Here is a 12365-nt window from a genome sequence, read left to right as displayed (position 1 = left end):
CCGATGAACGCCAGGCAGACAATCGCACCACGCCTTCGGATGGCCTACGGTCCGGACGGAGGCCGGCAGGCGGGTCTAGCATCGCGGCGTGCGCAACGACAACAGCCCCCCGCCCCCCGAGTCCGGCTCGTCCATCGACCCGCACCGGCCCTGGTTCACCCGACGCTCCACGCTCGTCGTCGGGGTCGCCGCGCTGGCACCGGCCGCTCTGGCGGGCTGGGTGCTGACCCAGGCGTTCGCCGCCGGGTCCGGGTCCGACGGGCCGTCCCACTCGGCGCCGCTGCCCGCCTCGCACTCGACCCTCTCGCCGGGCCAGCGGGACGCGAAGCCGGGCTCCACCGCCGGCGAGAGCGCGACCACGAGCCCCAGCGCGAGTACGAGCAGCCCCGCGGCCGCCCCGGCACCCGCACCCGCCAAGGGCCCGCTCGCCGGCAGGACCGTGGTCGTCGACCCCGGCCACAACGTCGGGAACTTCGAGCACACCGAGGAGATCGACCAGCAGGTCGACATCGGTACGAACCGCAAGGAATGCGACACCACCGGCACCACCACCAACGCCGGCTACAAGGAGGCGGACTTCACCCTCGACGTCTCCCTGCGTCTGCGGACCGCCCTGGAGGCCCAGGGCGCCAAGGTGGTCCTCACCCACCAGGCCGACCGCCCGTGGGGTCCCTGCATCACCGAGCGTGCCCGCATCGGCAACGAGGCGAAGGCCGACGCCGTCGTGTCCGTCCACGCCGACGGGGTCTCGGCGGGCAACCGCGGCTTCCACATCATCCTCCCGGCCAAGGTCAAGAGCGGCGCCGCCGACACCGCGAAGATCGTCGAACCGTCCCGGCAGCTCGGGGAGCGGATCGCCGGGAACTTCGCCCGCACCACCGGCTCCGCCCCCGCCAACTACCTCGGCGGCGGAACCGGATTGGTGGTGCGCGACGATCTGGGCGGACTGAACCTGTCAACCCAGCCCAAGGTGTTCATCGAATGCGGCAACATGCGTGACGCCAAGGACGCGGCGCAACTGACGAGTCCGGAGTGGCGGCAGAAGGCGGCCCAGGGCATCGCGGACGGCATCGTCGGCTTCCTCGGCGGGTAGGTCCTCCCGGGAGTCCGGCGGGACCACCCGCCGACCCGATCATCTCGGCCGTCGGAAACCTCCGTACCATGGTGCCGCCCGCCCTGCTGCAGACACGCTCTGCGACCGTGGCACCACGAGACGACGACCGAGACCGAGAAGGACACCTGAGACGTGAACATCCGCTCCCTCACTCGAGGCGACGGCGTGGTGATCGGAGCAGCGGCGCTGCTGTTCATCGCCTCGTTCCTCGACTACTACTCCGCGACCGGTGTCGACCGGCCGAGTGCGTGGGACCTCGATTCCAACCACCTGACGCTCCCGACCGTCTTCCTGATCGGCTTCATCGCCGCCGGTCTGCTCATCGGGGCCCGCTTCCAGCCGGAGCGCAAGGTGCTCGGCCTGCCGCTCACGGCGTGGGGCACGGTCCTCGCCGTCTCCGCCGCCTGGTCGGCACTGTGGGGCCTCATCGCGTGCCCTGACGTGCTCGACCTGGGCGCCGGCGCCATCCTCGCCTTCATCGCCACGCTCGCCCTGGCCGGTGTCGCCCTGGCCGGCGCGAAGATCCCGGCGCTGGCCGGCCAGCTCGTCCCGGAACCGCGCCCCGCCGCGGTCCCGCCGTACGGCGGCCAGCCGGGCCAGCCCCAGCCGGGCGCCGGCTACGGCTACCCGGGTGCGCAGCAGACCCCGTACGGCGCCACCCCGCAGCCGGTCCCGCCGTACGGCGGGACCCCGAACCCGGGTCCCGGCCCGCAGGACGCGCAGCACACCCCGGCCCCGGCGCCGACCCCGGCGGCGGACTTCACCCCGTTCTGGTTCGCGGTGCCGGTCGCCCGCCCCCTGTACGCGGAGGACGGCTCGCCGACCCCGATCGCCGAACTCGCCCCGGGCACCTGGTACCTGGCCGTCGAGCAGCGTGGCACCGCCACCCTGATCGCCCAGACCCAGGACGGCCGCCGCGGCGTCCTGAACGACACCTCGGGCATCCAGCGCGGCTGACCGCCACCCGGACCCAGGCCGACGGCCCCCCGCCCTTCCGGGTGGGGGGCCGTTGCCCTACAGTCACCTGACGCCTCGTCAGATTCTGGAGGGACCGTACATGCGCCTCGGACTCGCACTCGGCTACTGGGGCCGCGGCCCCCACCCCGACCACCTCGACCTCGCCACCGAGGCCGAGAACCTCGGCTACCACTCGGTCTGGACCGCCGAAGCCTGGGGCTCGGACGCCTTCACCCCCCTCACCTGGATCGCCGCGCACACCTCCCGGATCCGCCTCGGCACCGCCATCGCGCAGATGGCCGCCCGCACCCCGACCGCCACCGCCATGCACGCCCTCACCCTGGACCACCTCTCCGGCGGCCGCATGACGCTCGGCCTCGGCCTCTCCGGACCACAGGTCGTCGAAGGCTGGTACGGACGCCCCTTCCCCGCCTCACCCCTCACCGCCACCCGCGAGTACGTGGACATCGTCCGGCAGGTGCTGCGCCGCGAAGGCCCGGTCGCCCTCGACGGCCGCTTCCACACCCACCCGTACCGCGGCGAGGACGGCACCGGCATCGGCAAACCGCTCAAGCCGATCACCCACCCGCTCCGGGCGGACCTACCGATCCTCCTCGGCGCGGAAGGCCCGAAGAACATCGCCCAGACCACCCGCATCGCGGACGGCTGGCTCCCCCTGTACTGGTCCCCCACCCGCACCGACGTCTACCAGGCCTCCCTCACCGACCTCCCCGAAGGCTTCATGATCGCGCCGATGGCCCGCGCCAAGGTCTGCGACGACGTCGCCGAGGGACTGCTCCCGGTCAAGGCGATGCTCGGCTTCTACATCGGCGGCATGGGCCACGCGGCCCGCAACTTCCACGCCGACCTGATGGCCCGCATGGGCTACGAGGAAGAGGCCCGCCGCATCCAGGAACTGTTCCTCGCGGGCCGCAAGGAAGAAGCGGTCCTGGCCGTACCGGACGCCTTCGCCGACGAGATCTCCCTCATCGGCCCCAGGGAACGGATCGCCGAACGCCTCGACCTCTGGCGCAAGGGCCCCGTGACCGACCTCCTCCTGACGGCCCCGGACCCCCACACCCTGCGCGTCCTCGCCGAACTCAACACCTGAGACGGCAAGCCGGACCTCAGGACTCGGCCTGCGGCACGAACTCCAGCAGTTCCCGCACGTCCAGCGGCATGACGGCGATCTCCGCGCTCCCGCCGCCGTCGTAGGAGCAGGTGACGATCCGCGAGCCGGGGTTGATGGAGATCCCCTCCTTCACCGACGGCACCCGGATCCCTGTGGCCCGCCCACCGGGCAGCGCCACCGGCTCCCCCCGCTGCGGAACCCACCGGGCCACGCCCTGCTCCCCGTACACCCGGCCCGGCCGCCAACGACCCTCACCGGCCGGGATCCGGACCATGCACGGAATCCCGGGCACCGGCCCGGCGGCGGTCCGCGCACGATGCTTGCGCCGCAGCAGCCACCCGGCTCCCACGGCGCCCAGAACGACCACCACGATCTCGATCACGGCCCCATTGTCCCTCCCTGGTGCGGTCCGGGTGCGGCCCGGTGGCCGCACCTCAAACGCCGGCGGGGCTGGGGATGGGCCGCCTGGGCGGGGGCGGAAGGTGGGGTGCGGGGCCGCCGGGGGGTGTCTCCCCGGCTCGCGCGGCGCAGGTAGGTCTCGGCCGTACGGCCCGGGTTGCGCGCTCGTCCTGCGGGGACACCCCCCACCGTCCCCACACCCCCGGCCCCCTCTCGCACCGGGCCGTGGGGCGGGGACACTCCGGGGGCTCCCCGCAGGACGAGCGCGCAACCCGGCTTCGCAGCACGACCATCGCCGCGCCGCGCGAGCCGAGGAGAGCCCCGGAGGGGCCCCGCCCCACCCGAAGCCACCCCCAGCCCCGCCGGCGCTTGAGGCGCGACCACCGGACCGCACCCGGAATGATCGCCCGGCCAGGGCAAGGGCCACCGGGCCGCACCCGGAAGCGGGATCGGCAGCCCCGGAAGCGGGATCAGCCGCCGAGCTGGGACGCGCTCGGGACCTTGTCCGTCACCGTCGCCCCCGCACTCTGACCGGCTTCCTTCACACTGTTGATGACACTGTCGAACGCATCGATGTCACCGTCACCCGCCTGCCCCTTGCGCAGCTTGCTGCCGAGCCCCTTCAGGGACTCGATGCCCGCCGCCAGCGGAGCCACCGCCTTCGCCAGCAGCGGGTCGCCCTTGGCGTTCTCGGTCGCCGCCTTCAGCCGGTTGTACGCGAACGCACCCGCGAGACCCGCCTTGATCAGCGCGAACGTACGCCCCTTGGCGCCCTTCTTGAACTTGCCCGCCCGGTACGGCTTGACGATCCACTGGTACGTCGCCCCGGCCGCGAGGCTCGCGTTGGCGACGAACCGCGTCTTGGCGAACTTCTGCTTCTCCGCGGACGTACTGGGCGACGGCGTCACGGCGGCCAGTTCGTCGGCCTCGGCGGCGACGGGCTCCGCCGCCGCGAGGGCGGCCAGCTCCCCCATCGACGCGGCGGACAGCTCCTCGCGCGGGCCGTTGCCGCCACTGCCGCATGCGGTGGCTCCGACCATCAGCGCGGTGGACAGCACCACGGCGGTGACGGCGCGACGGAATCGGACGGTCGTGGGTACGGACACGGTTTCCTCCGGGGACTGAGGCGTCCTCCGCAGCCTCACCCCGGTCCCGGCGCCCCGCCACCGGGGGAACCCGTTCGGGTTTACGACACGCCAAGGCGGCAACACGGGCCGTATGAGCACTCACACACGAGTACGCACCCGGGGAAGCAGTCAGGCAGGCCGCGCCGTCGCACTGGTGGCGGACGTGCTCGCCTTCGTCATCGGGCTCTGGATCCTGCTGTACCTGTTGGAGGCCAACCAGGGCAACGCCCTGGTCGACTTCGTCCACGACATCGCGTCCTGGCTGGCGGCCTGGTCCTACGACCTGTTCACCTTCAGCCGCGAATGGGTCCAGGTCGTCATCGGCTACGGCATCGCCGCCGTCGCCTACCTGCTCGTCGGCCACGCCGTCGCCGGCTGGCTCTACCGCCGCTGAACCGGAGCCCGGCTCACCCGCAGCAGTCGGGCTCCAGCCCGGCCGGGAGCGAGGCCCCGCCGAACACCTCGGTCGTGGCCTCGTCCCCGCCGAGCGCCGCGACGGCGAGCAGCAGCGACCCGGCCGTCCAGGTGGTCTGCTCCACCGGCCAGACGGCCTCGTCCTGGAACACGTACCCCGTCCAGTACATGCCGTTGTCCGCGCGCAGGTGGGTGATCGAGCGCAGGATCTCCAGCGCCCGGTCCGACTCCCCCGTCGCCCACAGCGCGAGCGCCAGCTCGCAGGACTCGCCGCCCGTCACCCACGGATTGGGCAGCACGCAGCGCACGCCCAGGTCCGGGACCACGAACTCGTCCCACCGCTCCTCGATGCGCGCCCTGGCCTCCGAACCGGTCAAGGCCCCGCCGAGGACCGGGTAGTACCAGTCCATCGAGTAGTGGTTCTTGTCGAGGAACCGCTCCGGGTGACGCCGGATGGCGTGCCGCAGCGCGCCCGCCGCGAGCTCCCAGTCGGGCTGCGGCTCCTCACGGTGCTCGGCGATGGCCAGCGCGCAGCGCAGCGCCTGGTGGATGGAGGAGGAGCCGGTGAGGAGCGCGTCGGTGACGGCCGTGCCGTCCGCCTCCCGCTTCCAGCCGATCTCGCCGCCGGGCTGCTGGAGCGTCAGGACGCACTCCACGGCCGCGTACACGGCCGGCCACATCCGGTCGAGGAAGGCGTCGTCGCCGGTGGACAGGTAGTGGTGCCACACGCCGACGGCTATGTACGCGGTGAAGTTGCTCTCGCGACTCGCGTCCTGCGGCTCCTCGGTGTCCACACCGTCGGGCCGGTCGGCGTAGGCCGCGTACCAGGAACCGTCCTGGTTCTGGTGCCGGGCCAGCCAGGTGTACGCCCGCTCCGCTGCCTCGTGCTCACCGGCCGCGTCGAGCGCCATCGCGGCCTCGGTGTGGTCCCACGGGTCGAGGTGGTGCCCGCGGAACCACGGTATGGCGCCGTCGGCGCGCTGCGCGGCGAGGATGCCCGCCACGGTACGGGCGGCCTCCTCGGCCGTCAGTACGCCGTCCAGGACCAGGTGTTCGGTGCGCCCCGGCGAGCTCACTGGGTCGCGCCGACGGGGAGGTGGGGCTTGGTCGCGTAGGCCACGAAGCTCTTGCCGATGAGCGGGTTCAGGGCCTGCTCGGCGAGCCGCGTCGCCATCGGCTTCTTCATGATGTCCCACACCAGGAGCTTGTGGTACGCCTTCACGGGCAGCGCCTTGTCGTTGTCGACGCCGAAGGCGCACTTGAGCCACCAGTACGGGGAGTGCAGCCCGTGCGCGTGGTGCGTGCCGTACGGCTTGAGGCCCGCGGCCTTCATCTTGCCGAGCAGCTCGTCCGCTTTGTAGATGCGGATGTGGCCGCCCTCGACCTCGTGGTAGGCGTCGGAGAGCGCCCAGCAGATCTTCTCGGGGCCGTAGCGCGGCACGGTGATGGCGATGCGCCCGCCGGGCTTGAGGACGCGCACCATCTCGGCGAGCACGCCCTTGTCGTCGTGGATGTGCTCCATCACCTCGGAGATGATGACGACGTCGAAGGAGTCGTCGGGGAAGGGCAGCGCCAGCGCGTCGCCCTCCATGGCCGTGGCGGTGGCCCCGGCGGGGGCCTCACCGGCCTCCTTCATCGCGGCGAACCACTTGGCGACCTCGCGGATCTCCTCGCCGTTGCGGTCGACGGCGACCACCTGGGCGCCTCTCCGGTAGCACTCGAAGGCGTGCCGGCCTGCGCCGCAGCCCAGGTCGAGTACGCGGTCGCCTGCGGCGAGCGGGAACCGGGAGAAATCGACGGTCAGCACGGGGTCCTGCCTTCGCGGTCGCGGGGGTGTTCGGGGGATGGGGAGGAAGCGGGGGTGGCGGAAGGTCAGCGCGCCCGGCGGGTACGGCCGGCGGCGGCCTGCTCGATCGCGGCGCGGTAGTGCGCGACGGTGCCCTTGGCGGCCGCGGCCCACGTGAACCGGGTCAGGACCCGTTCGCGCCCGGCGGCGCCGAGGCGGGCCCGCAGCTGGGGGTCGCCCAGCACCCGGCCCAGCGCGGCGGCCAGCGCGCCCGCGTCGCCCGGGGGCACCGCGAGGCAGGTCTCGCCGTCGGGTCCGGCGACCTCGGGGATCGCACCCCCGGTGGTGGCGACGAGCGGGGTGCCGGTGGCCATGGCCTCGGCCGCCGGGAGCGAGAAGCCTTCGTAGAGGGAGGGCACGCAGGCGATCTGGGCACTGCGGTAGAGGTCGACGAGCTCGGCGTCGGTGATGCCCTTGACGAAGCGGACGGCGTCCTGGAGCCCGTACGTCTCGATGGCGCGGGCGACCGGGCCCTGCTCGGCGCGCTTGCCGACGACCACGAGGTGCGCCTCGGGCTGCTCGGTACGCAGCTTCGCGAGCGCCTCGACGAGGTACACGAGCCCCTTGAGCGGTACGTCCGCGCTGGAGGTGGTGACGATGCGGCCCGGCACCTCGGCCACGGACGGGTCCGGCGACCACAGGTCGGTGTCGGCGCCGATGTGCACGACGTGGATGCGCCCGTCCTGGACGCCCAGGTACTGGGCGATCTCCTGCTTGGAGGACCCGGAGACGGTGAGCACGGACGGCAGCCGGCGGGCCACCCGGCCCTGCATGCGGGTGAAGCCGTACCAGCGGCGCACGGAGGCCCGCTTCATGCGGCCCTGCGCGGCGTCGAGGTCGAGCTTGCGGTCGACGGTGATGGGGTGGTGGATCGTGGTGACCAGCGGGGCGCCGAGGTCGGCGAGGAGACCGTAGCCGAGGGTCTGGTTGTCGTGGATGACGTCGAAGTCACCCGCGCGCGCGGCCAGATGGCGGCGGGCGCGCAGCGAGAACGTCAGCGGCTCGGGAAAGCCGCCGGTCCACATGGTGGCGACCTCGACGGCGTCGATCCAGTCCCGGTACTCGTCACGCTTCGGCGTACGGAAGGGGTCCGGGCTGCGGTACAGGTCCAGGCTCGGGAGCTCGGTGAGCGAGGCGCCCGTGTCGAGGACCGGGTAGGGCTGCGCGCCGATGACTTCTACGGAGTGACCCAGTTGGACGAGTTCACGCGAGAGGTGGCGGACGTAGACGCCCTGGCCGCCGCAGAACGGGTTCCCCTTATAGGTGAGGAGTGCGATGCGCAGCGGGCGGTCGCCGTCGGCGGCGGAGCCCGCGAAAGGGCTCGTCACCATGGCCTCTGCGGTCACTCTCGGCCCCCTTCTCACTGCAACTTTCGCCGGAGCGTAACCGCTCGGATAATGTAGAACAAGTTTCAGACTTGATCCGTCGAAGACCATTGAATCTACCGGCCGGAAACCACACCGTAAGAGGCGGAGCAGGTGATTCGCGCCACGGCTCCGGCGCCTGCGATGCTGGCCGCGGACCAGCCCGGATTCAGCCCGCGCAACGATACGGAACGGGACACATGACAGCGGAAGTGAAGGCCGTCACCACACCGGCGTCGCCTCCCCTGACGGAACGCCAGGAGGCACGCCGCCGCCGGATCCTGCACGCCAGCGCCCAGCTGGCCAGCCGGGGCGGTTTCGACGCCGTGCAGATGCGCGAGGTCGCGGAGGCGGCGGGCGTGGCCCTGGGCACGCTCTACCGCTACTTCCCCTCCAAGGTGCATCTGCTGGTCGCCACCATGCAGGACCAGCTCCAGCACATGCACACCACGCTGCGCAAACGCCCGCCGGCCGGGGACGACCCGGCGGCACGGGTCGCGGAGACCTTGATGCGGGCCTTCCGCGCCCTCCAGCGGGAGCCGCAGCTGGCCGACGCGATGGTGCGGGCACTGACGTTCGCGGACCGGAGCGTGAGCCCCGAGGTGGACACGGTGTCCCGGCTGACCACGGCGATCATCCTGGACGCGATGGGTCTGGAGCACCCCCCGACGGCGGAGCAGCTCTCGGCGGTCCGGGTCATCGAGCACACCTGGCACTCGGCTCTGATCACGTGGCTTTCCGGCCGTGCCTCGATCGCCCAGGTCAAGATCGACATCGAAACGGTGTGCCGCCTGATCGACCTGACGGCCCCGGAAAAGTCCTGAAGCCGCCGCTGCCCGGGGGGCGGGGTCGAGGGCGATCGGGGTCGGGGGTCGGGCGGGGTCGGACTCCCCGAAGCCCCCGCCCCGCATCAGGCGCCGCCCGGCCGGCAGGCCGCCTCACCGACCCCGCCCGCCCGGCCGACCGGCCGCCTCTGCCCCTGCTCCCCTACTCCTCCGGCGGGAAGACCGGTTCGCCCGTCGACGCGAGGGTGATGAGGATGGCTTCCACGGGGCAGCCCTCCGCCGCCGTGAGGGTGGGTTCGTTCGCGTCCGACTGGGGTGCGCGCGGGTGGGACTGGCGTGCCGAGTCCAGGACGAAGCCGTCCGGGGCGTGGTTCACGCACATGCCCGAGCCGATGCAGACGCCTCTGTCCACCTCGACCTGCCAGCGGTCACCCATCAGGCACCCCCTTCGTAACCGGCCGGGAGGTGGATCATCTTGTGCTCCAGGTACTCGCTCAGGCCCTCCGGGCCGAACTCCCGGCCCAGGCCGCTGTTCTTGTAGCCACCGAAGGGGCCCAGCATGTCCAGGCTGAAGGTGTTCACGTTGAAGGTGCCGGTGCGGATGCGGCGGGCGAAGTCGATGCCGCGCTCGACGTCGGCGGTCCAAACGCTGCCGCTGAGGCCGAAGTCCGAGTCGTTGGCGACGCGTACCGCTTCGGCCTCGTCGCCGTAGGGGATCAGGCAGACGACCGGGCCGAAGATCTCCTCGCGTGCGATCCGCATGGAGTTGTCGACGTCACCGAAGAGGGTGGGCTCCACGTACCAGCCCTGTTCCAGGTCCGCCGGGCGGCCGCCGCCCGCCAGGACCTTCGCGCCTTCCTCCTGGCCGATCCGGATGTAGTCCAGCGAGCGCTGCCGCTGCCGCTCGGCCACGAGCGGGCCGAGCTGGGTCGCCGGGTCGAGGGGGTCGCCGACGACGAGTGCGCCGGCCGCCTCCGCGAGGGCCTCGGCGACCTCCTCGTACCGGCTGCGGGGGGCGAGGATGCGGGTCTGGGCCACGCACGCCTGACCGTTGTTCATCCAGGCCGCCGGCACGATCCCGGCGACGGCGGTCGCCACGTCGGCGTCCGGGAGGACCACGGCCGCGGACTTGCCGCCGAGTTCGAGGGTGACGCGGGTGAGGTTGCGCGCGGCGACCTCCATCACGCGCTTGCCGGCCGCGACCGAGCCGGTGAAGGAGACCTTGTCGATGCCGGGGTGCCCGACGAGGTACTCACTGACCTCGCGGTCCGCGGGCAGGATCGACAGCACGCCCTCGGGGAGTCCGGCCTCGCGCGCGATGTCGGCGAGGATGTAGGAGTCGAGCGGTGCCTCGGGCGAGGGCTTGAGGATGACGGTCGATCCGGTCAGCAGGGCGGGGGCGAGCTTGGCCGCCGCCACGAACTGCGGGACGTTCCACGGGATGACGGCGGCGACCACGCCCACCGGCTCCCGGCGCACCAGGATCGGGCCGAGCACGCCCTGGCGGTGCTCCTCGTACGGGTAGGCGCGGGCGACCGTGATCGCGGCGTCGTAGACCATCATCGGGCCGAGTGCCTGGGCGAGGACGCTCCAGGAGTACGGGGAGCCGTTCTGGGAGCTGATCGAGCGGGCGATCTCCTCGTGCCGGACGGCGATGGCGTCCTTGATGCGGGAGACGACGGCTATCCGCTCGTCCAGGGTCATCCGCGGCCAAGGCCCCTCGTCGAACGCCTTGCGGGCGACGGCGACGGCGCGGTCGACGTCCGCCTTCGAGGCGTGCGGGACGGAGCCGATGACCTGCTCGGTGTGGGGGGAGACGATCCGGATCGTGTCGGTGCCCAGCGGATCCGTCCACTCCCCGCCGATGAACAGCTTTCCGTGTTCCACGAGCTCGGTCATGGCTGAGGCCTCCTGCGGCTTGACGTTGCAGAACTGATACCAGTTCTAGTTAGAGGAGTCCACGGCCAGGACGGAACCTCCGCCGCCGCCACGCAGATGATCGAACGACTGGTCAGCGAGCCCGGAAAGTGGTCGACTTGGGCTACTACTGGAACACGTTCTCATCCGAGGGCGGCAACAGGGGGAGGGCGAGGGCGCATGACGGAGGACGACACGTCACAGGCCGCACAGGACGGCACGGCAGGGGCCACGCAAGCCGGCACGGCAGGGGCCACCGGGGAGACGCCGCACGTCACCGATCACGGCGGCGGTGTGTGGGCCGTCAAGGTCCCCATCCCCGACAACCCCCTCGGGCACACCCTCGTCCACGTCCTCGACACCGACCGCGGCCCGGTCCTCGTCGACACCGGCTGGGACGACCCCGCCTCCTGGGACACCCTCGTCGCCGGCCTCGCCGCGCTCGGCACCGCCGTCACCGACATCCACGGCGTGGTCATCACCCACCACCACCCCGACCACCACGGCCTCTCCGGCCAGGTCCGCGAGGCCTCCGGCGCCTGGATCGCCATGCACGCCGCCGACACCGAGGTCGTCGTACGCACCCGCTCCTCCGAACCCGGCGTCTGGTTCGACTACATGAGCGCCAAACTCGCCGCCGCCGGAGCCCCCGAGGAGCACATCGCCCCCCTGCGCGCCGCCCGCGCGAGCGGCCGCATGCGCACCCTGCCCGGCCTGCGCGCCGCCGTCCCCGACCGGGAGATCGTCCCCGCCGAGCTGCTCCCCCTCGCCGGCCGCCGGCTGCGCGCCATCTGGACCCCCGGCCACACCCCCGGCCACGTCTGCCTGCACCTGGAGGAGGAGCACCCGGCCCACCTCCCCGGCAACGGCCGCCTCTTCTCCGGTGACCACCTGCTGCCCGGGATCTCCCCCCACATCGGCCTGTACGAGGCGCCGGAGGACACCCGCGTCACCGACCCCCTCGGCGACTACCTCGACTCCCTCGAACGCATCGGCCGCCTCGGACCCGCCGAGGTGCTCCCGGCCCACCAGCACGCCTTCACCGACGCTCCCGCCCGCGTACGGGAACTCCTCGACCACCACGAGGAGCGGCTCACCGGCCTCTGGACGCTGCTGGCCGAGCCGCTGACCCCGTGGGGGCTGGCCGAGCGGATGGAATGGAACCGGCCCTGGGCGCAGATCCCCTACGGTTCCCGCAACATCGCCGTCTCCGAAGCGGAGGCCCATGTGCGGCGACTGGTCAAGCAGGGCCGCGCCGAGGCGGTGCCGGGCACGGACCCGGTCACCTACCGGGCCCTGTGACCGAGCCC

At 72.4% G+C, this 12365-nt stretch carries 13 protein-coding genes; 6 read left to right on the top strand and 7 right to left on the bottom strand.

What is annotated here, in order from left to right; genetic code table 11:
* Positions 1-88: 88 nt before the first annotated feature.
* The 3 genes from ACWG52_RS25910 to ACWG52_RS25900 all read left to right on the top strand — a co-directional run bounded on the left by ACWG52_RS25910 (position 89) and on the right by ACWG52_RS25900 (position 3182).
* Complete coding sequence (locus tag ACWG52_RS25910; RefSeq protein WP_389818107.1) at positions 89-1093, top strand: N-acetylmuramoyl-L-alanine amidase; 1005 nt, start codon at positions 89-91, stop codon at positions 1091-1093.
* A gap of 153 nt (positions 1094-1246) precedes the next feature.
* Entirely contained in the window at positions 1247-2071 is an 825-nt protein-coding gene (locus ACWG52_RS25905) for a hypothetical protein (RefSeq protein ID WP_390166933.1), read from the top strand.
* Positions 2072-2171: 100 nt separating this feature from the next.
* On the top strand, positions 2172-3182 hold the full coding sequence (locus tag ACWG52_RS25900) for an LLM class F420-dependent oxidoreductase (RefSeq protein ID WP_389818102.1): 1011 nt from the start codon (positions 2172-2174) through the stop codon (positions 3180-3182).
* A 16-nt stretch (positions 3183-3198) separates the two neighbouring features.
* On the opposite strand, the gene ACWG52_RS25895 is transcribed toward ACWG52_RS25900, so the two are convergent.
* The gene (locus ACWG52_RS25895) at positions 3199-3585 is read right to left on the bottom strand and encodes a hypothetical protein (RefSeq protein ID WP_389818099.1); all 387 of its coding nucleotides are present in this window, start codon (positions 3583-3585) and stop codon (positions 3199-3201) included.
* A 487-nt stretch (positions 3586-4072) separates the two neighbouring features.
* A complete protein-coding gene (locus ACWG52_RS25890) occupies positions 4073-4642 on the bottom strand; it encodes a hypothetical protein (protein ID WP_389816756.1) in 570 nt (189 codons plus the stop codon).
* Between the two features lie 178 nt (positions 4643-4820).
* Between ACWG52_RS25890 and ACWG52_RS25885 the strand changes: the two genes are divergently transcribed.
* Positions 4821-5123, top strand: coding sequence for a hypothetical protein (locus tag ACWG52_RS25885; protein WP_033227191.1), 303 nt, complete (start codon positions 4821-4823; stop codon positions 5121-5123).
* Positions 5124-5136: 13 nt separating this feature from the next.
* Here ACWG52_RS25885 and ACWG52_RS25880 read toward each other — a convergent pair whose 3' ends face one another.
* The 3 genes from ACWG52_RS25880 to ACWG52_RS25870 form a co-directional block, all read right to left on the bottom strand.
* Positions 5137-6219, bottom strand: coding sequence for a prenyltransferase/squalene oxidase repeat-containing protein (locus ACWG52_RS25880; RefSeq protein ID WP_033227192.1), 1083 nt, complete (start codon positions 6217-6219; stop codon positions 5137-5139).
* Positions 6216-6950 (bottom strand): class I SAM-dependent methyltransferase, encoded by a 735-nt coding sequence (locus ACWG52_RS25875; RefSeq protein WP_030757795.1) that lies wholly within the window; start codon positions 6948-6950, stop codon positions 6216-6218. Before ACWG52_RS25875 ends, ACWG52_RS25880 begins: the two co-directional genes overlap by 4 nt.
* Positions 6951-7015: 65 nt before the next feature.
* The gene (locus ACWG52_RS25870) at positions 7016-8335 is read right to left on the bottom strand and encodes a glycosyltransferase family 4 protein (RefSeq protein WP_389816566.1); all 1320 of its coding nucleotides are present in this window, start codon (positions 8333-8335) and stop codon (positions 7016-7018) included.
* Between the two features lie 218 nt (positions 8336-8553).
* Between ACWG52_RS25870 and ACWG52_RS25865 the strand changes: the two genes are divergently transcribed.
* Positions 8554-9177, top strand: a complete 624-nt coding sequence (locus ACWG52_RS25865) for a TetR family transcriptional regulator (protein WP_389816569.1) — start codon at positions 8554-8556, stop codon at positions 9175-9177.
* A 163-nt stretch (positions 9178-9340) separates the two neighbouring features.
* Here ACWG52_RS25865 and ACWG52_RS25860 read toward each other — a convergent pair whose 3' ends face one another.
* Together ACWG52_RS25860 and ACWG52_RS25855 are read right to left on the bottom strand one after the other, a co-directional pair.
* Positions 9341-9574, bottom strand: coding sequence for a ferredoxin (locus ACWG52_RS25860; protein ID WP_389816571.1), 234 nt, complete (start codon positions 9572-9574; stop codon positions 9341-9343).
* The gene (locus tag ACWG52_RS25855; protein ID WP_375945304.1) at positions 9574-11037 is read right to left on the bottom strand and encodes an aldehyde dehydrogenase; all 1464 of its coding nucleotides are present in this window, start codon (positions 11035-11037) and stop codon (positions 9574-9576) included. The genes ACWG52_RS25860 and ACWG52_RS25855 overlap by 1 nt, the downstream gene beginning before the upstream one ends.
* Positions 11038-11235: 198 nt before the next feature.
* Between ACWG52_RS25855 and ACWG52_RS25850 the strand changes: the two genes are divergently transcribed.
* The gene (locus ACWG52_RS25850; protein WP_389816575.1) at positions 11236-12357 is read left to right on the top strand and encodes an MBL fold metallo-hydrolase; all 1122 of its coding nucleotides are present in this window, start codon (positions 11236-11238) and stop codon (positions 12355-12357) included.
* Positions 12358-12365: the final 8 nt, after the last annotated feature.

It is taken from the genome of Streptomyces sp. CLCI03, assembly GCF_053615355.1.
This window is presented reverse-complemented; position numbering and strand designations above follow the sequence as displayed.